Raw genomic sequence first — 22361 nt, 5'->3', positions numbered from 1 at the left:
ATTTTTCGTTAATTTTATCAAAAGGACAGAAATGAAAAAAATTTATTATTTGCCGGGACTGATCAGCGCTGTACTCATTCCGCTGCTGTTCTGGTATTATGGAAATAAGAGAGTTCATCCACAATATACGGTGATGGATTTGGGAATTCCGGCAAAACATAAATACAATGATACTTTAGACAATACGCTTGAGCCTTACAGGAATTGGAACTACAAAAAAATTGTAGTAAAACCTAATACAGCTATTCAAAACCAGCAATATTATGTTTTAGAATTGAAAAAACTCCAGGCTAGAAATGAAAAAGAGACGGGAATTGAATTTATTATTAATGATCATAACAGTTACCAGGATTTCATATCATTAATGAGTACTATGGAACTTGCCCAACAGGAAACCTTTGGTGTTGATGTAGGAAAAACCGGTCATTTTTTTGCCGTTCATTTTTATAAAGATCCTAATAAAGATATTTATTCCAGTGCTGGATGTACGGTTGGAGGCGAATATCATGAAATAAGAGATCACATCAATTTTTCTGATCTTGAAAACCTTGTAAAGAACCTTCCCAAACAGTCATTTTATGTTATCTTTGGATTTCTGTTCCTTTTGAATTTTTCAATGCTCAGTATAAAAGAAAGATTTCAAATTCAGTACTAAAAGGTCTTTTATTTTGGAGCCTGTCTTGGTTATTAATTATACAATAAACCTTATAGGTTTTAGAAACCTATAAGGTTTAATTAATAAAACACAAACAACTGCTTCATCTACAAATCTGCGGGAGAGTTTTATATTTATTTTATCCTAGGCAAAACAAAGACCGCTTTTCAGCGGTCTTCCTTCATATTACTTTTTATCCAGCAAAGAGATATAATCTCCGTAGCCTTTTTTCTCCATTTCTGCTTTCGGTATAAACTTCAGCGATGCACTGTTGATACAATATCTAAGTCCTCCTTTATCAGCAGGACCGTCTGTGAAAACATGTCCAAGGTGGGCGTCTCCGGTTTTGCTTCTTACTTCAACTCTTACCATTCCTGCAGATTTATCCATTTTCTCTTCGATCAGTTTTTTGGTGATCGGTTTTGAGAAGCTTGGCCATCCGCAACCAGATTCGAATTTATCGGTAGAAATAAATAAAGGTTCCCCTGTTGTGATATCTACATAAATTCCTTCACGTGTTTCATCCCAGTATTCATTTTGGAAAGGTCTTTCCGTTGCGTTTTCCTGAGTCACGTTATACTGTTCTGCTGTCAGTTTTTCTTTTAACACTTTTTTGTCCTGCTTCTTGTATTTTGTTTCAGGAAGCGGGTTGGCATTTTTAGCCATTTCAAAAAGTCCCGGTTCAATATGGCAGTAACCTCCCGGATTTTTATCCAGGTAATCCTGATGATAATCTTCTGCTTTATAGAAGTTTTTCAGTTCAACAGTCTCTACCACTACAGGCTGGGAATAATTGGCAGACAATTTCGACACTTCATTTTTCACTACGGTTTCATCTCTTTTATTTGTGAAATAAATTCCCGTTCTGTACTGATCTCCCCTGTCGTTTCCTTGTTTGTTAAGACTTGTAGGATCAATTGTTTTAAAATAAAGATCAATCAGCAACTTCAGATCAACCTGGTCAGGATCATATTTTACTTTCACTGTTTCCGCAAAACCTGTGGTATGGCTCACCACCTGTTCATAAGTAGGATTCTGGGTATTTCCGTTGGCATAGCCTACTTCAGTTCCTACAACCCCTCGAATCTGCTGAAAAAAGTGTTCCGTACCCCAAAAACATCCCCCTGCAAAATAAATTTCTCTTACATTTTTATTATCCATAATTTCCTCATTTTCCTTTTCTTTTGTTAATTCCTTGGACTTAGAATTCTTAAAAAGTCCCGATCCTGCAGCAAAAACTGCGACACCCAGAATAATTCCGAGCACGATAAATATATTTTTCATTTTTTTCTTTTTATCCATTACTTTTTATTGTTTTGTAAGATCATTAAACCAAATCCTAACAGCATCACATCCTTCAGTATAAAGAAATCTGTGACAGGAACTCCATCTACAACTTTCCAGACTCCGGGGGTTGTAAAAAGATAGCTCAGCGTTACCAGAAAGGTGACTATCATCCCGATCGCGGCATACTTCCTTAGAGATGCAAATTTCACACTAAATATCAGTAGTAATGCAATGATAATTTCTATCGCTCCGATAGCATTTGACACCGCTTGAATCCCTGCTATTTTATATACGAAAAAAGTAAGAAAATGGTTTTCTACCAAAGGTTTGATGGCAGCAGCCTCTGTGGGTGTAAATTTGAATATCCCGATCCAGAGCAGAATCAAAGCGGCCCCGAAAAGCGAAATATAATACCCTGATTTGTACGTTGCAGATTCAACGTTAATGGTTGATGTTCCGTTCATGTCTTTTAGATTTTGAATGATACTTTATTATTTTCAAAAGTATAGTCGGAACCATTTCAAAATCCTGACAGTATTTTATTTAAATATCCAGTTTATTTAAAATTTTATTTTTAAAATACTGAATATCAGAATCATTTATTTCAATATTTTCTTTGTGAGAACGTTTTCTTTTTAAAATATCATCCAGGATTTTCAGCTTTTCTTCATAAGCCCGGCACCACTTGCAGATTTTTAAATGCATGGAAAGCTGCCGGTCTTCCTTTCGGGAGATGAGCTGTGCATTCCTCTTTTCCATCAGTAAGGTTGCTTTGCTGCATGGCAGGAACAGAATATGAATTAATTTTCTCAACATGTTATGGTATGGTTATAGTTTGGCAAACCAGTTATTATCAAGGCATTCCCTCAGCTGCATTCTGCTTCGCTGAAGAACCTTCCACAGGTTAGTCGCAGAAATCTGCAATTCCTGACTTACTTCGGGTGCTTTTTTCTCCTGAAGGTAATACATTTTCAGTGGAATCTTCCATCTGGCGGGCAAATCCTCAATGCAATCTTCCAGGGTTTTATTAAAATCATCATTATCCAGCAGCTCGGTTTCTTTTTCTGAGACATTCCAGTCATTTAAAACACTGTCACTTTTCCATGAACCAGTCTCATCAAAAAAATGATCCAGATTGATCTGAGGTTCGGATTTATATTTTTTCCGGTAAAAATCTGCAGCTTTCCTGTTTAAAATAGCATTCAGCCAGGTCAGCGGCTGGCTTTTCCCTTCAAAAGATCCGTAAGACGAAAATGCAGCCAAAAAAACTTCCTGTACCAGATCTTCAGCTTCCTCTTTGTTTGAAAGTAAATAGACCGCTCTTTTCAGGAGAGGTCCGGAATAATGTTCTACCCAGCTTTTCAGCACTTCGTTTTTCGTCATTTTTTATCCTTTGATATTATTTTATAACCCCGGCAGACCTGAATCTTAAAAGTCTTTATTTAATATTAAAACGAATATAAAAAGTTAAATGATACCATACAAAATTTTATTCCGCATCATTGGGTTTATTAAATATGAAACTCTTCATATGCATTAAAATCCATTAAATAGTAACCATACACCACACCATTCAAAACATAGCATAAAATTATTACAAATCGCCTAAAAACATTAAATTTGCATCTTATCAAAAATCTGATAGTTTTAAAAGCAAAGCAATACTATGACATCACAAGAGATACGTCAAAAATTTTTAGATTATTTTAAAAGTAAAGACCACCTGATCGTTCCTTCAGCTCCTATCGTGCTGAAAGACGACCCTACCCTTATGTTTTCCAACTCAGGAATGACGCAGTTCAAGGATTTTTTCTTAGGCTACAAAACACCTACCGCCCCAAGAATTGCCGACACACAGAAATGTCTAAGAGTTTCCGGAAAACACAACGACCTGGATGATGTAGGTAGAGATACGTATCACCACACCATGTTCGAAATGCTGGGGAACTGGTCTTTCGGTGATTATTTCAAAAAAGATGCTATTGCTTTTGCCTGGGAATTACTGACTGAAGTATTCGGAATTCCAAAAGAGAATTTATATGTAACTATTTTCGAAGGGGATGCCTCCGAAAATCTTGAAAGAGACCAGGACGCTTACGATTTCTGGAAATCACACATTTCTGAAGACAGGATTATCAACGGAAACAAAAAAGATAATTTCTGGGAAATGGGTGAAAGCGGACCTTGCGGACCATGCTCGGAAATCCATGTTGATTTAAGAAGTGAAGAAGAAAAAGCTAAAATTTCAGGACTTGAATTAGTTAATAATGACCATCCTCAGGTAGTGGAAGTATGGAACCTGGTTTTCATGGAATTCAACAGAAAGGCAGACAAATCTCTGGAAAAACTTCCTGCACAGCATGTGGATACAGGAATGGGCTTCGAACGTCTTTGTATGGCACTTCAGGGAAAATCTTCCAACTATGACACCGATGTTTTCACACCGCTTATTGCTAAAGTGGAAGAACTTTCAGGTAAAAAATACACCGGAATTTTAGAGGACGAAAAAGATATTGCCATCCGCGTTGTGGTGGATCACATCAGAGCTGTTGCTTTTGCTATTGCAGACGGACAATTGCCTTCAAACGGAGGTGCCGGATATGTGATCAGAAGAATTTTAAGAAGAGCAATTTCTTATTCTTACCGGTTTTTGGATATAAAAGAACCTTTCCTTTACAAACTTGTTGCCGTGCTTCAGGAGCAGATGGGATCTTTCTTCCCTGAAATTGAAAAACAGGGAAAACTGGTTGCTGAAGTAATAAAAAGTGAAGAAGATTCATTCTTAAAAACGATTGAAAACGGTTTGATCAGAGTTGAAAAATTAATTCAGCAAACGATTGCAGACAGTTCAAAAGTATTACCAAGTGTAGAAGTTTTTGAATTGTACGATACTTACGGATTTCCTGATGATCTAACGAGAATTATTGCGGAAGAAAAAGGTTTGACGATTGATGAAGCCGGATTCAAAGCTGAAATGGAGAAACAGAAACTTCGTTCAAAAGCTGATTCTGCCCAGAAAGTGTACGATTGGGTAACACTGGAGGAAAGAAGTGAAAACTTTGTAGGTTACGACCAGATTGAAGCTGAAACCTATATTACAAGATACAGAAAAGTAGAAAATAAAGACGGGGAATTTTACCAGGTGGTATTAAGCAATTCTCCTTTCTATCCGGAAGGCGGAGGCCAGGTTGGCGATAAAGGAGTTCTGGAAAATGCTGTTGAAAGCTTTGAGGTTTTAGAAACTAAGAAAGAAAACGGATTGATTATCTCTTTAATCAACGGTCTTCCGAAAGATGCAGGAGCTGTTTTCTATGCCAAAGTAAATGCTGCTGACAGAAAAAATTCTCAGGCCAACCACTCTGTAACCCACCTTTTACATGAAGCTCTGAGAGAGGTTCTGGGAACTCACGTGGAACAGAAAGGTTCTTACGTAGGCCCGGATTACCTTCGTTTCGACTTCTCCCATTTCAATAAAATGACGGAAGAGGAACTGGCTTTGGTAGAAGAAAAAGTAAACCATAAGATCAAGGAAAGTATTGCCTTACAGGAATTCAGAAGCATCCCTATTCAGGAGGCTTTGGATAAAGGAGCTATGGCTTTGTTCGGTGAAAAGTACGGCGACAATGTGAGAATGATCCAGTTCGGAAGCTCAAAAGAGCTTTGCGGGGGAACCCACGTAAAAAATACCATCGAGATCGGCCATTTCAAAATTGTTTCTGAAAGTTCAGCTGCTGCGGGAATCAGAAGAATTGAAGCCATTTCCGGAGATAAATCTGAGGAATACTTCAGCAATCTGGAAAAACAAATCACTGAGCTTTCCCAATTATTGAAATCCAAAGATGTTGTAAAATCCATCGAAAAGCTGATGGAGGAAAATGCTTCATTAAAGGCTGAAGTTGAAGCCTTCAAAAAGGAAAAGGCAAAAGGAGAAATCGGAGACTGGAAGAATGCTTACGAGCAGAAAGGAAACAAACAGCTGCTGGTGAAGAAAACTTCCCTTGATGCAGGTTCTGTAAAAGATATTGTATTCCAGCTGAAAAAAGAGATTCCTTCATCCGTAACCATTATTCTTTCCAATGCCGACGGAAAACCAATGATTACTGTCGGGGTGTCTGATGACCTTGCTGCAGAGTACCAGGCCGGAGCTATCGTTAAAGATCTTGCAAAAGAGATCCAGGGCGGCGGCGGCGGAAATCCTGGCTTCGCAACTGCTGGAGGTAAAAACATTGACGGTTTGGAAAATGCTTACCAAAAGGCTTTAACTGTTTAGGATTATATTCTTTAATAACAAATACTAAACTCCCGGAAAATCTCCGGGAGTTTTTCTTTTTTTCTATTAAAAATTTAGATTAAATCATCTATTAACTCATCATAAAAACTTTCTCACAACAAGAAATATCATTACTTTTGATCTAGTTTTTGCATGAAAAGGTTTTTACTCTTACTGTTTTTTTTAATGTCCTTCTTTGGTTATTCCCAATCAAAGATCAGGGTCATTGACGAAACTGACCAGAAACCAATATCCAATGCTAAAATATCCTGCGACGGAAAAATTTTAGGATTTACCGACATCCAGGGTTCATTGGAATTTAAGGCATCGTGCGGCACCATTGAAATCCAGGCGGAACGTTACCAGAAAGAAACGGCTTCCGTAGAGGCTGATATGGAAGTTTCCCTATTGAGAAAAACATCAAAAACTACTGATATTGAAACAGTAGTCATTGAAGACCGTAGTGATCCAAGAGCTTTGGAAATCCTGAAAAAAGTCAACCGGTTATTTAAGGAAAATTCACCTAAAAGTTTAGATTCCTATTCTTTTAAATCCTACGAAAAAGTCTCTCTGGATATAGATCAGGACAGCATCAGCCAGTTTAATAAATTCTTCAACGATACTGATTTTTTTAAGAAAAAGAGAGAGAAAGATTCTATAAGCAATATCTCGGCAAAACAAATCTTTTCAAAGAGCAAGCTCTTCTTATGGGAAAGGGCCCAGGAGTTTCTGTATGCCAAACAGTATGGTGAAAAAATCAATATTCTGGACAACAGAATTTCAGGCCTTAAGCAGCCTATTTATGAAATGATCGCTGTGCAGCAAAGCAACAGGGATAAAATTCCAAACCAGATCAAGCAGGAAAACAGAGGCCTTTACCGCTTTTTCCTTTCCGATACCATTGAAGTGAACGGAAGAAAAACGTTTGTGATCCGCTTCCGTGAAGTGAATTACAAAAAACAGGACAAAAAAAGAAAATACAACGGCGCCATTTATATAGATACGGAAACCTACGGAATCCAGAAGATTGAAAATTTCAGCAAGAATAAAAACGACGGCATCATTACCAGTACCTGGGTTTTCTATAATAACAAATGGTTCCTGGCCCAGGAAAAGGTAAAACTCAGGATGAGCAGGGTGGCTATGGAAGAGGATAGCAAAAAGAAAACGGAGGAACATCCTGAAAAGAAAGACAAGACCAGCTTCGGAACCTATGCTTTCCTTACCTCTACTTACTTTGATTTCAAGTCACCTATTGAAGAAACCAAAAGTGATTTTAAAGGCTATACTTTTTCTGTAAAAAATGCAGATGGACGTCTGCTGGACCAGTACAGGACCGAACCCCTTACGGAAAGGGAAAAAAACACCTACACCACCATCGACAGCCTGGGCAAAAAGTATAATATCGACAGCAAAGCTAAAGTACTGACCGGCCTTATCAACGGGCAGATCAGGATGGGTATCGTAGATTTTGCAGTAGACGAAATTGTAAACTACAACTTGTATGAAGGTTTCAGAGTAGGTTTAAAAGCTAAACTGAATGAGACTTTCAATCCCTATTTTTCACCCGATTATTATTTTGCGTATGGTTTTAAGGATGATAAGTGGAAGTACGGAATCGGGCTGGATATGAAAACTACCCTGGACAAAAATTCATTTTTCAGGATTGAATATTACAACGATGTAACAGCATCGGGAGAGTTCTACAGAAGGCTCTGGAATTTCAAGATGAGGACAATGAATTACGGAAATAACATTAATAATGATAAATACTATCATTTCAGAGGTGCTTCCCTATCCTACCTGAACGATGTCACCAATGGACTGACATTGGTTTTTGCCGCAAAAAGAAACATTGAAGAAGCTAAGTTTGATTATGCCTTCAGAGGAAGAGGCGGAGAATTTGATAATTTCAATACCCTGTTCACCTTAAAATATTCACCGAACTCTACCAATATCATGACGCCTCAGGGAAAATCGATCATTGATCAAAAATATCCTGAGCTGTATTTCAATTATGAACAGAGTTACAAAATGTTGGGTGGAGATTTCAATTATACCCGTTTTGATGCACTGTTCGTCCATAACTTCAAAACCATGCTGGGAACTACAGGATTCAGGCTGTATGGAGGAATAGTATTTGGTGAAGCACCGATATGGAAGCATTTTACCATGAACGGGCTGGCTTCTCCGAAAAAGGATTTTAATTTCAACCTTACCTCTTACCTGGGCTTTGCTACGCTGGAAGGCGGAAAATATTATAATGATAAATTCATTGCCTATTATTTCACCCACAAGCTTCCTCTGTATTTCAAAAGTTTCGGGCAGAATATTTCCAGCTTTGACTTCGTATTAAGAGGAACTATCGGAGATATGAAGCATCCGGAATACCATGATTTTAAATTCAGAAAACTGGACCACCTTTACCAGGAAGTCGGCCTCGAATGGAACAATTTCCTTTCCAGTTATTTCAATTTAGGATTATTTTACAGGGTCGGTTACTATACCACTCCCAATTTTAAACAGAATTTTGCCATCCAGTTTAAACTGAAACTTCTGGAATTTTAAAGCCTGCCAAACTTTAAAATTTCCTTCGACTTTAGTCAACATCATAAATACATAAATACATAAATACATAAATCAAAATATGCAGAGAATAGAAATAAAAGCAGAACAGTTTTTTGAATTATTAAAATTAAAAGATACCTCGATGTGGGAAATTTTTTCACAAATGATCGACGGCAATGAAAAGGAAATTATATTTCTGGACAATGAAAGCAAAATCCTTTTCAACTATATCCTTCCTTCTGAACAGGAAAAACTGGAGGAAGACAGAAAAGAATTTTCAAAACAGTTTTCAGATAAATTGGCTAACTTCAATTAAAAATTTTAGATGAATAAAAATTATATATTCTCTATTCTGGGTTTTCTTCTCTTTAGTTTCGGAAATGCCCAGAATTATAAAAAGCCGTTGGTTTCCGCGATCAAAGAAGCTGATCTTCGACAAGACATGTATGAGCTTGCTGCAGATCAGTTCTGGGGACGCGAGGCAGGAACTTTAGATGAATTAAAAGTATCCATGTGGCTTGCTGATAAAGCTAAAGAAGCCGGGATGAAACCAGCCGGCGATAATGGTACATTTTTCCAGTTTTTTGATATGTACAGGCATCAGGTGATTCCTCAAAGCAGTTTAAAAATCGGAGACAACAGCCTTAAGCTATGGAAAGATTTTCTGGTGGCAGAACCTGTAAACTCCTCCGTTGATTCTGAAATAGTCTATGCCGGAAATACAGAACCTGAAGGCCTTTCCCAATTGAATATCAAAGGAAAAGTCCTTGCTGTAAATGCTTCCGATAAAAATATAGATAAGGAAATGACTCTTTTTGTAAGAAGATATCCCGGATTTGTACGGACTAAATATTACAATAAAGCCTATGAGCTGGGAGCTAAAGCAATTATTTTCATCACCGATGATATTTCCGAAAAAAGCTGGGTTGAAGTCCTTCCACAGATGACAAGAGGAACCTATGGCGTAGAAGGCCTGAGAGAAAAAATCACCAATAACATCCCTGTTTTATGGATTAAAAGAGAACATGCAGACTGGGTAAAAAATAATCCTAAAATCTCTCTTAACCTCATCACAGAAACCTATAAATACCCTTCAGTAAACATCATCGGGAAAATTGAAGGCACAGATCCCAAGCTTAAAGAGGAATATGTTCTGTTGAGCGGACATCAGGACCATGACGGAATCAGACATCCCGTAAAAAATGATACAATATACAACGGCGCAGATGATAACGCCAGCACTTGTGTTGCCATGCTGGCAATGGCCAGAGCCTACAAAAAACAGCCCGGAAAAAGAAGTATTCTGTTTGTTTTCCATGGTGCAGAAGAAAGAGGATTGCTGGGATCCAGATGGCATGCCGCCCATCCGGTAGTTCCGAAGGAAAAAATTGTTGCAGTGCTGAACGGCGATATGATCGGAAGAAATGACAATAATGAAGCTGCCCTTCTGGGTGGAAATTCACCACACAAAAATTCTGAAGAACTGGTACAAATGGCAGAGGAAGCCAACAACGAAAGCACAAAATTCAAATACTTAAAAGATTGGGATTCTCCGAATCATGCAGAGTATTTCTATTTCAGAAGTGATCATTTACCCTACGCAAAAAACGGTATTCCTGCTATATTTTTCACCAGCGTGCTGCACGATCAGTATCATACGCCGCAGGATGAATCTGAGAATATCAACTACAAAAAGCTTTATAAAATGACGGAATGGATGTACAGAACATCCTGGAAAGTAGCCAATGAGGCGGAACGTCCAAAAGTTATTTCAAATTTTACGCTTGAGAGATAAAGCTTCGGCGGCCCGGATGGGCCGCCGAAGCTTATTTTTGTCATTGCGAGGAGCATAGCGACGAAGCAATCTCCTCCGGGTTCACAATGATGTAGAGATTTAATATTATTCTTTTGTATTGAAACAAAAGAATCAAAAATTCAAGACCGGGAAACTTTCGCTAAAAATAAATCCTGTTCTCTAAAAATTCTAAAACTTGCGCGGTAGCAATCTATGTTAAGAATCAAATAAAGTCCCGCGCTTCGGACAGTAGAATTTTCTTAACGTTCACAGGATTCATTTTCTTAACGCTCCATTTTCCTATGTCGAGATTGCCGCTGTTATAAAGATTATCCTCAAAATATCTGGATCAATCCTTAAACCCATAGCTCAAAAATCTGCGTAATCTGCAAAATCTGCGAGAGACCTATACTCTTTTGTCTTGAAACAAAAGAATCAAAAGTTCAAGACTGGGAAACTTCCGCTAAAAATAAATCCTGTTCTCTAAAAATTCTAAAACTTGCGCGGTAACAATCTATGTTAAGAATCAAATAAAGTCCCGCGCTTCGGACAGTAGAATTTTCTTAACGTTCACAGGATTCATTTTCTTAACGCTCCATTTTCTAATGTCGATATTGACTACCCTAAAAAACATCTCTATCAATCCTTAAAATCTTTAGCTCAAAATCTAAGTAATCTGCAAAATCTGTGAGCAATAATAATTAAATCAATTCAATTTTTTAAATAAGCAGATTCATCAAAGACGGATCATTATTCAGATAATTGACAAAAAAGTCATACTTCTTCATATTATTGAGCAATGGTGTAAAATCTTCACTTTGTTTCAATCCGATTCCCACTACAGCAATTCCCTTTTCTTTTGAATTCTTTTGAGTGTATTCAAAGAAAGTAATATCATCATTTGGTCCCAGAACATTCAGAACAAAGTTCTTCAGAGCTCCCGGGCGCTGGGCAAACCTCACCAGAAAATAATGTTTCAAGCCCGCATACAGCAGAGCCTTTTCTTTGATTTCTTCCATCCGGGTGATATCATTATTGCTTCCACTGATAATGCACACCACATTTTTCCCTTTAATCTGATCCTGATATTTTTTCAAAGCAGCCACAGAAAGAGCTCCGGCGGGTTCTACCACCACAGCATCCTTGTTGTAAAGTGAGAGAATAGTTTCACATACTAATCCTTCATCCACAACAGCCATTTCATGGAGTACATTTTTACAATGTTCAAAATTAAGATTACCTACTTTTTGTACCGCTGCCCCATCCACAAAACGGCTGATTTTTTCAAGAAGCACCGGCTTTCCGTTTTCCAGGGCTTTTTTCATGCTGGCCGCTGCAGAAGGTTCAACTCCGATAATTTTCGTCTGTGGAGACAATTCCCGGAACACTGTACAAATTCCGGCAGCCAGACCGCCGCCGCCTACAGGAACAAAAAGATAATCAACAGGTTCGCCCGACTGTTCAAGAATTTCCAAAGCAGCTGTAGCCTGACCGTCAATAATATCCTGATCATCAAACGGATGAATAAATATTCCCTGCTTATCACAGCAAAACTCCAGTGCCGCATCTTTGGCCTCATCAAAAGTATCTCCAAAAAGAACAACATCTATATAATCGCCTCCAAACATTTTTACCTGTTCCAGCTTCTGTCCCGGAGTAGGTAAAGGCATAAAAATAGTTCCTTTCACCTTCATGGTATTGCAGGCAAAAGCCACTCCCTGGGCATGGTTTCCTGCACTGGCGCAAACCACACCTTTCGCAAGATCTTCAGAGGGCATCACTGCCATTTTATTGTAAGCTCCCCTGATTTTGTAGGATCTCACCTGCTGCAGATCTTCCCTTTTAAAGCTAATTTTTGCGCCATAAATACCCGACAGATTGTTATTAATGACCAAAGGCGTCCTCACCACTACATTTTTAAGTCTCCGGGCTGCCTGATAAACATTGTCCAACACAGAAGGATACGTTTCTTCTTTTATCATAGTTGGTGATAATTAATTGTTCTCAGGTCTGAGACTGCGGACGGTCTTCCCTGCTCTCCACATTTCACTTTCTCTAAGCTCTGTAAGCTCAACTTCAAGTTTTTCCCTGTAGTCAGATTTACTGTTGCTGTCGATAGATCGCTGGGCTTCGTCACCTTTTGCCACACTGTCATACAGTTCTTCAAATAACGGAGAGGTAGCATCCCTAAAACGTTTCCACCAGTCCAGAGCTCCTCTTTGGGCTGTGGTACTGCAGTTGGCATACATCCAGTCCATTCCGTTTTCTGCAACCAAAGGCATTAATGACTGTGTAAGTTCCTCTACTGTTTCGTTAAAGGCTTCAGAAGGGCTGTGCCCATTTTTCCTTAAAACATCATATTGTGCTGCAAATATTCCCTGTACGGCTCCCATTAATGTTCCCCTTTCTCCTGCGAGATCACTGAATACTTCTTTTTTAAAGTCGGTTTCAAATAAATAACCGCTTCCTATGGCTATTCCTAATGCGGTTACCCTTTCCCTAGCCTTTCCTGTAGCATCCTGATATACGGCAAAACTACTGTTCAGTCCGCGATTTTGTAAGAACATTCTTCTTAATGAAGTTCCTGATCCTTTTGGAGCAACCAGAAACACATCAACCTCAGCAGGAGGAACAATTCCTGTACGTTCATTAAAGGTAATTCCGAAACCGTGGGAAAAATATAAAGCTTTTCCGGGGGTAAGATGCTGCTTCACTTTCGGCCAGTATTCAATCTGGGCTGCATCACTTAAGAGATAGCAGATAATGGTTCCTTTTTGCAGAGCTTCTTCTATTTCGAATAATGTTTCTCCGGGAACAAATCCGTCCGCCAATGCCTTATCCCAGGATTTTGAGTTTTTCCTCTGGCCAACAATTACATTAATGCCATTGTCTTTTTGATTAAGCGCCTGCCCCGGCCCCTGTACTCCGTAACCGATCACAGCTACTACTTCATCTTTCAGTACTTCCTGGGCTTTCTGCAATGGAAATTCCTCTCTTGTTACTACATTTTCTTCTACTCCGCCAAAATTCAATTTTGCCATTTCTTTAAATTTTTTATTGTTGTTAATAATTTTTTAGTTTAATTTTCTGATCAGCTTGCATGTACAATAGCTGTCAGGTATGGGTTTTTATGGTAATGCACTTCCAGTACATCTACCTGTTTTTCCATCTGCCGGGTGATCTTCTGTACAGATTCTTCTGTTTCCCGGATAACGATTACAAATTTTTTAACCTTTTCAATATCAGAAGGCCCTGCATTAAAATTCACAATGGGGATTCTTCTCCTTGAAAAAATAGCATTGATCCTGCCGATCAGCCCAAGGTAGTCTTCTGTGTAGGCTGTTATGGTATATTCCTTGTTTTCTGATTTCATCTTTTTCTATATTAAATGTTATGCTTTATTGTTGGTCAGTACGATCTCCGAAACACTTTTTCCCTGAGGAATCATTGGGAAAACATTATGCTCCTTTCCCGTCATCACTTCCAGAAGAAAAGCTCCTTCATGCTGAAGCATTTCCTTAAGGCCGGCTTCCAGTTCTTCCCTTTCTGAAACTCTTTTCCCTGGAATATGATAGCCTTTGGCCACCTGTACAAAATCCGGGCTCTGAATATCTACTGAAGAGTATCTTTCTTCATGAAACAATTCCTGCCATTGCCTTACCATTCCCAGGTAGCAGTTATTAAGAATTAAGATCTTGACATCAGGCTTGTACTGCATCAGCGTTCCAAGCTCCTGAATATTCATCTGGGCTCCTCCGTCTCCCATCACTGCGATAACCGGACGTTTGGTTTCTCCATAAGCTGCTCCTATTGCAGCAGGAAGGCAAAATCCCATAGTTCCCAATCCGCCGCTGGTAATATTACTTCTGGAATGCCTGAAACTTGAATATCTGCAGGTGGCCATCTGATGCTGTCCAACATCGCTGACAATTACAGCTTCGCCTTTTGTCATCTCGTTAAGGTGACGGATCACTTCTCCCATTGTAATTTCACCTTCTGAAGGATGCAGTTCGTGACTGATCAGTTGGTCATGCTCTATTTCATAGCAATCTTTAAATTTCTGATGCCAGTCTGCATGCTCTCTTTGGTTTATGAGCTGGGTAAGAATGGGTAAGGTTTCTTTACAATTTCCCAGAACGGGTACTTCAACTTTTACATTTTTATTGATTTCCGCTTTGTCAATATCTAAATGAATAATTCTGGCCTGCCTGGCATACTGATCCAGTTTCCCGGTTACGCGGTCATCAAAACGCATTCCTACTGCAACCAAAACATCGCATTCATTGGTAAGAATATTAGGTCCGTAATTTCCGTGCATGCCTACCATTCCTACTGCCTGTGGATGATCGGTTGGAATAGCGCTCATTCCCAGAACTGTCCATGCTACAGGAATCCCTGATTTTTCAGCAAACTGTAAGAATTCCTTTTCTGCATTTCCGAGCATAATTCCCTGACCAGCAATAATGAACGGTTTTTCTGCATTATTGATCAGCATACTGGCTTTTTCAATATTTTCTATCTGAGGAACGGGATTAGGTTTGTAACTCCGCAAAGCGTGACAAGGTGTATACTCTCTATATAAAACCTTTTGCAGCTGAGCGTTTTTTGTAATATCTATCAATACCGGACCTGGTCTTCCTGACCTTGCAATGTAAAATGCTTTTGCCAACACTTCGGAAAGTTCATCTGCATCGGTAATCTGGTAGCTCCATTTCGTAACAGGGCTGGTAACGTTCATCACATCAATTTCCTGGAAGGCATCGGTTCCCAAAAGATGTTCGAAAACCTGCCCTGTAATGCATACTATAGGAGTATTATCAAGTAAAGCATCGGCCAGACCTGTCACAAGATTGGTTGCTCCAGGGCCGCTGGTAGCCAGCACCACACCCACTTCTCCTGAAACTCTTGCAAATCCCTGCGCTGCATGTACAGCTCCCTGTTCGTGGCGGACCAGAATATGTTCCAACTGATCTTTATAATCGTAAAGGGCATCATAAATTGGAATAATAGCTCCTCCCGGATATCCGAATATCGTTTTTACCCCTTCCTGAAGAAATGCTTCAAGGATGATCCGGCTTCCGCTGATTTCTTTTTCTCTGGATACATTTAGATTCTTCATTCTATTTTATTAAGTGATTTCGTCTGTTACACAGCCTTCAGCAGCTGATGATACGGTAAGTGCATATTTGTAAAGCAATCCTTTTTTTACTTTGAGCTCAGGTTTTTGCCATCCCTTTTTTCTCTCCAGTATTTCTTCTTCGGAAACTTTCAGCTGTATGGTATTGTTTATGGCGTCTATTTCAATCAGGTCGTCATCTTTTACAAAAGCAATGAGGCCACCTTCGTATGCTTCGGGAGTAATATGCCCCACTACAAAGCCATGGGTCCCGCCGCTGAACCGTCCATCGGTAATTAAAGCAACACTTCCACCCAAACCTGCTCCGATCAGGGCACTTGTAGGTTTCAGCATTTCAGGCATTCCGGGCGCTCCTTTTGGACCTTCATGCCGGATTACAATGACGTCTCCGTGCTGTACTCTTCCATTTTCAATTCCTTTGATCAGGTCTTTTTCTCCGTCAAATACCCTGGCTTTACCTGAAAACTTTTCGCCTTCTTTTCCTGTTATTTTTGCTACACTTCCTTTCTCTGCAAGGTTTCCATACAGTATTCTGAGATGTCCTGTTTCTTTGATGGGATCTGATAAGGGTCTGATAATTTTTTGCTTTGCAAAGTCCAGACCTGGAACATTTTCAAGGTTTTCAGCGATGGTTTTTCCGGTAACTGTCAGGCAGTCGCCATGTAACAGCCCTTCTTCCAGCAGGTATTTCATTACGGCAGGTGTTCCGCCATGCTCATGAAGGTCCTGCATCAGATATTTTCCACTTGGTTTAAGATCAGCGAGTACGGGAGTACAGTCACTCATTTTCTGGAAATCATCCTGGGTTATTGTAACTCCGACACTTTTTGCCATAGCTATAAAATGAAGAACGGCATTGGTGCTTCCGCCTAAAATAACAATAAGACGAAGTGCATTTTCAAAGGCCTTACGGGTCATTATATCTGACGGTTTGATGTCTTTCTCCAGCAGTAATTTGATATACCTGCCTGCTTCAAGGCACTCATTTTGTTTTTCTTTGCTCAATGCAGGGTTGGATGATGAATAAGGAAGGCTCATTCCCAATGCCTCAATGGCAGAAGACATGGTATTGGCGGTATACATTCCTCCGCAAGCTCCTGCCCCGGGACAGGAATTTTTAATCACTCCGTTAAAATCTTCTTCTGAAATTTCCCCTGCTATTTTTTTTCCTAAGGCTTCAAAAGCAGAAACAATATTAAGCGGTTCGTTTTTATAACATCCCGGAGCGATCGTTCCGCCGTACACCATAATTGAAGGTCTGTCCAGCCTGCCCATTGCGATAATGGTTCCCGGCATATTTTTGTCACAACCCGGTAATGCAATAATTCCGTCGTAGTATTGTGCCCCGCAGATCGCTTCAATACTGTCTGCAATAACATCACGGCTCACCAGTGAATACCTCATGCCGTCTGTACCATTGCTCATTCCATCGCTTACCCCTATCGTGTTGAAGATCAAACCGGCAAGGCCATGATCCCAGGTCCCTTTTTTGACTACTTTGGCAAGATCATTGAGATGCATATTGCAGGTGTTCCCATCGTACCCCATACTGGCAATCCCGATCTGGGCCTTATGCATATCTTCTTCTGTAAAGCCTATTCCATAAAGCATGGCTTTTGCAGCAGGCTGTTCGCTGTTTTGTGTGAATGTTTTTGAATATTTATTTAACATATAATCCTGCATTTACTGTTTTATCATATCTGAGTGTAGAATGAAAAATTCTAATTTTTCCGGAATTCATAAAGGAAGTTTTTTGCTTAATTTTGGTCCAAAGCTATAGCTTGTAATATTTTTTTCATTTTCACTTTTAAGAAAATTACAATATTCAACGGTTTAATAACTGAACACATTTAACTGATAATCAATATTTTATAATATAAAAATTTACAATGACAGAAGTCTTACCCGTTTCATATAGGCCTGCTGTACTTTGTCACTTGCCGTATCTTTCCAGTTCTTGGTAAAGGGGACATCATCCAAAGAATCCAGTGCTACAATTTCAGCTGCCGTACCACAGAAGAAAGCAGCATCTGCACCTCTCATTTCTTCAGGTTTAAAGAAGGTTTCTTTCACGGGGATATTAAGTTCACTGCATATTTCAAATACCGTCTGTCTTGTAATTCCAGGCAATATGTTTCCTTTTGCAGGGGTAAATAATGTTCCATCTTTTTCGTAGAATATATTGGCTCCAGAACTTTCGGCGACATTTCCGTTTTCGTCGAGTAACAGGGCTTCGTCATAGCCTTTATCTTTGGCATCCTGGCAGGCCAGAATGGAATTAACATAATGCCCTCCTACTTTGGCCTCCACCTTAAAGGCTTTAGGATTTGGGCGCTGAAAACCTGAGGTCATGATTTTCATTTTGTCTGCGAGATAGCCGTTGCTCCATTCCCAGGCAAGCAGGGAGAGGTAAGATTCTTTTCCTTTCGAAAGTGACATATTGGGAGAACAGGTTACAAGCGGACGGATATAAGCATCACTGAATCCGTTGCGTTCTAAAAGTTCATAGGTAAGGTCTGTAAGCTGAGAGACTGAATAATGAAATGGAATATGCATGAGCTCTGCCGATCTTTTAAGTCTTTCATAGTGCTCTTCTGCCTTAAAGATCCTGGTTCCCTGATCAGTCCGGTAGGACTTTATACCTTCAAAAACGGAGTAACCGTAATGCAGAGATTGCCCATAAAGATTCGTTCCGGCTTCGCTTGCCTTGAGAAAGTTTCCGTTAAAATACACGATAGTGTTGTCGCTGTAATACATTGTATAGAGTTTTAAAAAATTAACAAAAGGGAATAAAAAAGGCCCTCTCACGATGTGAGAGGGCCCAGATATGTACAGTCATATTCTATCCTTCTCACATACGCAAGGGAATAATAATGACGATAATAATTACTGCTAATAGCTGATTCATAATTTCTGAAATAAAAAAAGCCGTTTCAATATGAAACGGCTTCTATATAATTTAAATTAAAATATTTTACAAGGCCGTTTCTTTACTGCTGCTAATTACAACAATAATAGTAGAAATGACCATAATATTTTTCTGATTCGTAAAATTCATACTGCAAATGTATAAACTTTTAAGTATTACGCAAGCTTTTTTAACACTTTTTATTTTTTTCACAAAATTGCCTGATCGTAAGTGCAGCTTCGGCGACATCATGAACTCTTAAAATCCGGGCTCCCTTTTCCAAAACTTTCATATGAAGTTTCTGGGTTTCTTCATTGATGTCCAGAGGAGATTTCCCTAACGGTTTATAGATGAATGATTTTCTTGAAATACCGATTAATAAAGAAAATTTTTCAAATCCCAGATACTCAGTTTCACCGATCATTTTCATCTGATCTTCTACCGTTTTCCCAAAGCCAAAGCCCGGATCAAGGATAATATCCTTGACTCCTTTTTCAAGAAGTTCGTTAGCTTTTTTAAAAAAATAGCGGTTGACCTCGAGGGTAATATCTTCAAATTTTATTTTATCATGCATGGCTTCATACGAAGGGTTTACATGCATCAGAATGTAGGGAAGTTTTGTTTTAGCTGCTGTATGAAACATTTCAGGGTCAAACTGTCCGCCGGAAATATCATTGATCATATCAATTCCTTCATTAAAACCGAATTTTACGGTTTCTGAATAGAAGGTATCAAGTGAAATCAATGCTTGTGGAAAATTTTTTTTAATCTGAGAAATGATATTTCCTATTCTCTCAATTTCTTCTTTGCTACTCAGAAATTCAGCATGCGGACGTGTAGATTGCGGCCCGATATCAATGATGTCTGCCCCGTCTTTCAAAAGTTTTTCAGTGTGCTCCAATGCTGCTTTTTCACTGTTAAACTTCCCGCCGTCGGAGAAAGAATCCGGTGTCAGATTCAGGATTCCCATAATTTTTGGAGTATCCAGTTCTACCAGTCTTCCATTGCAGTTGATGGAGTGATATTGCGTGGGAGAGTTTGAGGGTTTGAGGGTTTGAGAGTTTGGGAGCATGTTTATGAGTGATAAATGATGATTTATGATTGATCTGTATTCTGCAAAATTACTACTTATTGGGGAATGTTGGCTGTTGCTGGTTTTTTAGTTGCTGGTTATTAGTTGTTAAAAAGCTTTTCGTTTAAATGCTTTAAAGTTGTGAAAAATTAAAACGTCAGATTTTAAACCTTAAACATCAAACTTTAAATTTTGAACATTACAACTGAAAATACAACTTCTTTAAACTGACAACCAGAAACCAGCAACTCTCAAACCCTCTCACCCCGAAACCCGTACCCAAAAACCAAACGCTGACAAAAATCAACCCATGATTCCTGCTACCTAAAACCTAATTCGTATATTTGGGAGATTAAGAAAATTTATGTCAGAAACATCAGTACAGTTCGGGAAAGTTATCAGTCAGTGCCGTGATCTTTTTAGTAAAAAATTACAGGATTACGGGGCAGCATGGAGGGTTTTGAGGCCCAGCTCCATTACAGATCAGATTTACATTAAAGTGAACAGGATCCGTACGCTGCAGATGACGGATAAAAAAATGGTGGATGAAAGCGAAGAGGATGAGTTCATTGCGATTGTGAATTATTCTATCATCGGACTTATTCAACTTGAAAAAGGGCTTTCCAATGATTTCAATGAAAATAAGGAGGAAATTTTAAACCTCTATGATCAATATGCTGATGAAGCCCGGGCTTTAATGGAAAGAAAAAATCATGATTACGGTGAAGCATGGAGGGATATGAGAATTTCATCCATTACCGATCTTATTTATCAGAAGGTATTGAGAACGAAGCAGATCGAGGACAACCAAGGGAAAACTATCGTTTCCGAGGGACTGGATGCCAACTATTTCGATATGCTGAACTATGCCGTTTTCTGCCTGATCAAGTTCTCTGAAAAAGAGCAAATTTCCGAATCAAAAAATAATTAATATGATCAAAGGTTTATTACGTTTTATTATTGCTGTTATATTCATTCTTTCAGGCTTCGTAAAAGCGGTGGATCTGGTAGGTTTTTCTTTCAAGATGGAGGAATACTTTGCACCGCCGGTTTTCAATATGCCGTTCCTGGAAAAATTTGCACTTCTGTTTTCGGTTATTATGGTGGTACTGGAGCTATTGTTAGGATTTATGCTGCTTCTGAAACTGAAACTTAAGTTTACTCTTTCAGCATTAATTGCGCTTTGTATTTTCTTTGGATTTCTTACATTCTATTCTGCCTATTTCAATGTGGTGACGGACTGCGGGTGTTTCGGCGATGCCATAAAGTTTACCCCATGGCAGAGTTTTATTAAGGATATTGTGCTTCTTGCAGGCCTTATTATTCTGTTTATTCTTTACAGAAAAGATTTTACTAAAAAGGATGCCTACGGAAGTACTGCAAAGGAATCTTCAGGTAAGTTCAAATATATTCTTTTAGGCCTTTTTTCAGTGGTCATGATTTATATTATGGCTCAGGGAATTATGCATGAGCCGGTTATTGATTTCCGTGATTATAAGGTTGGCACCGATATTAAAGCTGAAAAGGGAAAAATCAATAAGAATCCTTCTGAATACAAAACTTTTTATTCACTTAAAAATCAAAAAACCGGAGAGGTTCTGAAGGTAAATCAGGATGACTATATCAAAGAAACAAAATACTGGTCGGAAGGTTCTCCATGGAAAATTGAAGAAGGGAAAAACGAATCCGTTCTGACGAAAGAGGGCTATAAATCTGAAATCGGTAAGTTCAAAATAGAAGATCCTACGGGTATGGAGCTTACGGATGAGATCATCAATGCTCCAAAAGCTGTGCTTGTGTTTTCTTATCACCCTAAAGAGGTTTCTGCGGATCTTTTACGAAAGGTTGAAGCCAAAGTGAATGCTCAGAAAGGAGCTGTTATCTATGGTATTTCCACAGATCATAATACTTTTAAAACCATTAAAAATGCTATGATGGACGGAACTGCAATCAAAACGATTGCGAGAAGCAACCCATTCGTCCTGACACTGGAAAAGGGGAAAATTGTAGATAAGCAGCCTGCGAAAGACTACGTGAAGTAGGATGTTGACGGGGAATGGTGAATCGTCAATAAGTGAATTTTAAAACAGACTGTTTCGGAGTGAAAGACTAATGAGTAAATTATTAATTCAAAAATTTCATTTGACTATAAAATCTGGATCATCAAATATCAAATTTAAACACTAAACTTAAACATACATTTAACAATGCAAAAATCAAATAAATCAATCGCCGGTTATCACCTTTTAATGATCCTTTCTTCTGTAGACGGGGAGTTTGCTCCTGAAGAAGGAATGCTGGTTCAGCAGTATCTGGCGGAAGAGTTTCCATTCAGGATGAATCTTGACAATGAACTGGAAGTACTGGCTCTTCTACAGCCTGAGGAATGGAAAGATCACTTTGAATTCCATGCCAGATGCTTCCATGATGATTCTACGGAAGAGGAGCGTGTAAAGTTTGCCGAATTTGCCAAAACACTGATCAAAGCTGACAATAAGGTAACTGATGAGGAGCATACGTTCTACAAGCTTTTGAAAAATCTGTGGAATTTAGCGTAGAAAAAATTTAGCGTAGAAAATCAGAGAAGGTGTGATCACCTGGAAAAAATTAACAAATAATATCCAAGCAGATCGTCATAGCATTTAATGAATCTGCCAACAATACCAATA

19 protein-coding genes are annotated in these 22361 nt (G+C 38.9%); 8 read left to right on the top strand and 11 right to left on the bottom strand.

What is annotated here, in order from left to right; all coding sequences use genetic code 11:
• Positions 1-31: 31 nt before the first annotated feature.
• The gene (locus BUB03_RS13275) at positions 32-655 is read left to right on the top strand and encodes a hypothetical protein (protein WP_073063897.1); all 624 of its coding nucleotides are present in this window, start codon (positions 32-34) and stop codon (positions 653-655) included.
• A 186-nt stretch (positions 656-841) separates the two neighbouring features.
• Here BUB03_RS13275 and msrB read toward each other — a convergent pair whose 3' ends face one another.
• From msrB to BUB03_RS13255, 4 genes are all read right to left on the bottom strand, one after another.
• Positions 842-1939: a peptide-methionine (R)-S-oxide reductase MsrB gene (gene msrB, locus BUB03_RS13270; RefSeq protein ID WP_083538945.1), complete on the bottom strand. Its 1098-nt coding sequence runs from the start codon at positions 1937-1939 to the stop codon at positions 842-844.
• Positions 1940-1956: 17 nt separating this feature from the next.
• Positions 1957-2406, bottom strand: coding sequence for a DUF417 family protein (locus BUB03_RS13265; protein WP_040995799.1), 450 nt, complete (start codon positions 2404-2406; stop codon positions 1957-1959).
• Between the two features lie 79 nt (positions 2407-2485).
• Positions 2486-2758 carry a hypothetical protein gene (locus tag BUB03_RS13260; protein WP_073063892.1) on the bottom strand — a complete coding sequence of 91 codons (273 nt, stop codon included), beginning with the start codon at positions 2756-2758 and terminating at the stop codon, positions 2486-2488.
• 12 nt (positions 2759-2770) lie between these two features.
• A complete protein-coding gene (locus BUB03_RS13255; RefSeq protein WP_073063889.1) occupies positions 2771-3325 on the bottom strand; it encodes a sigma-70 family RNA polymerase sigma factor in 555 nt (184 codons plus the stop codon).
• A 283-nt stretch (positions 3326-3608) separates the two neighbouring features.
• Here BUB03_RS13255 and alaS point away from each other — a divergent pair, with 283 nt between their 5' ends.
• The 4 genes from alaS to BUB03_RS13235 all read left to right on the top strand — a co-directional run bounded on the left by alaS (position 3609) and on the right by BUB03_RS13235 (position 10575).
• Complete coding sequence (alaS, locus tag BUB03_RS13250) at positions 3609-6212, top strand: alanine--tRNA ligase (RefSeq protein WP_073063887.1); 2604 nt, start codon at positions 3609-3611, stop codon at positions 6210-6212.
• A 186-nt stretch (positions 6213-6398) separates the two neighbouring features.
• Positions 6399-8780: a hypothetical protein gene (locus tag BUB03_RS13245; protein WP_228374843.1), complete on the top strand. Its 2382-nt coding sequence runs from the start codon at positions 6399-6401 to the stop codon at positions 8778-8780.
• Between the two features lie 79 nt (positions 8781-8859).
• Entirely contained in the window at positions 8860-9096 is a 237-nt protein-coding gene (locus BUB03_RS13240; protein WP_073063884.1) for a hypothetical protein, read from the top strand.
• A gap of 9 nt (positions 9097-9105) precedes the next feature.
• On the top strand, positions 9106-10575 hold the full coding sequence (locus BUB03_RS13235) for a M20/M25/M40 family metallo-hydrolase (RefSeq protein WP_073063881.1): 1470 nt from the start codon (positions 9106-9108) through the stop codon (positions 10573-10575).
• A gap of 719 nt (positions 10576-11294) precedes the next feature.
• On the opposite strand, the gene ilvA is transcribed toward BUB03_RS13235, so the two are convergent.
• The 7 genes from ilvA to folP form a co-directional block, all read right to left on the bottom strand.
• Positions 11295-12557 (bottom strand): threonine ammonia-lyase IlvA, encoded by a 1263-nt coding sequence (gene ilvA, locus BUB03_RS13230; RefSeq protein WP_073063879.1) that lies wholly within the window; start codon positions 12555-12557, stop codon positions 11295-11297.
• 12 nt (positions 12558-12569) lie between these two features.
• Positions 12570-13616: a ketol-acid reductoisomerase gene (gene ilvC / locus BUB03_RS13225; protein WP_040995785.1), complete on the bottom strand. Its 1047-nt coding sequence runs from the start codon at positions 13614-13616 to the stop codon at positions 12570-12572.
• Between the two features lie 50 nt (positions 13617-13666).
• Positions 13667-13948, bottom strand: coding sequence for an ACT domain-containing protein (locus BUB03_RS13220; protein WP_073063877.1), 282 nt, complete (start codon positions 13946-13948; stop codon positions 13667-13669).
• Positions 13949-13966: 18 nt separating this feature from the next.
• Complete coding sequence (gene ilvB / locus BUB03_RS13215) at positions 13967-15694, bottom strand: biosynthetic-type acetolactate synthase large subunit (RefSeq protein ID WP_073063874.1); 1728 nt, start codon at positions 15692-15694, stop codon at positions 13967-13969.
• Between the two features lie 9 nt (positions 15695-15703).
• The gene (gene ilvD / locus BUB03_RS13210; protein ID WP_175547505.1) at positions 15704-17383 is read right to left on the bottom strand and encodes a dihydroxy-acid dehydratase; all 1680 of its coding nucleotides are present in this window, start codon (positions 17381-17383) and stop codon (positions 15704-15706) included.
• 213 nt (positions 17384-17596) lie between these two features.
• Complete coding sequence (gene ilvE / locus BUB03_RS13205) at positions 17597-18469, bottom strand: branched-chain-amino-acid transaminase (RefSeq protein WP_073063868.1); 873 nt, start codon at positions 18467-18469, stop codon at positions 17597-17599.
• A 341-nt stretch (positions 18470-18810) separates the two neighbouring features.
• A complete protein-coding gene (folP, locus tag BUB03_RS13200; protein WP_073063865.1) occupies positions 18811-19692 on the bottom strand; it encodes a dihydropteroate synthase in 882 nt (293 codons plus the stop codon).
• Positions 19693-20056: 364 nt separating this feature from the next.
• Between folP and BUB03_RS13195 the strand changes: the two genes are divergently transcribed.
• From BUB03_RS13195 to BUB03_RS13185, 3 genes are all read left to right on the top strand, one after another.
• Positions 20057-20623, top strand: a complete 567-nt coding sequence (locus tag BUB03_RS13195; RefSeq protein WP_040995779.1) for a DUF1599 domain-containing protein — start codon at positions 20057-20059, stop codon at positions 20621-20623.
• 1 nt (position 20624) lies between these two features.
• Positions 20625-21734: a BT_3928 family protein gene (locus tag BUB03_RS13190; protein ID WP_073063862.1), complete on the top strand. Its 1110-nt coding sequence runs from the start codon at positions 20625-20627 to the stop codon at positions 21732-21734.
• Between the two features lie 165 nt (positions 21735-21899).
• Positions 21900-22250 (top strand): hypothetical protein, encoded by a 351-nt coding sequence (locus tag BUB03_RS13185; protein ID WP_073063859.1) that lies wholly within the window; start codon positions 21900-21902, stop codon positions 22248-22250.
• The last annotated feature ends 111 nt before the right edge of the window (positions 22251-22361 follow it).

Origin of the sequence: Chryseobacterium oranimense (assembly GCF_900129755.1) — a bacterium.
Classification (GTDB): domain Bacteria; phylum Bacteroidota; class Bacteroidia; order Flavobacteriales; family Weeksellaceae; genus Chryseobacterium; species Chryseobacterium oranimense.
Note: the sequence above shows the minus strand (reverse complement) of the source record. Positions and strands in the feature narration are given on the sequence as shown.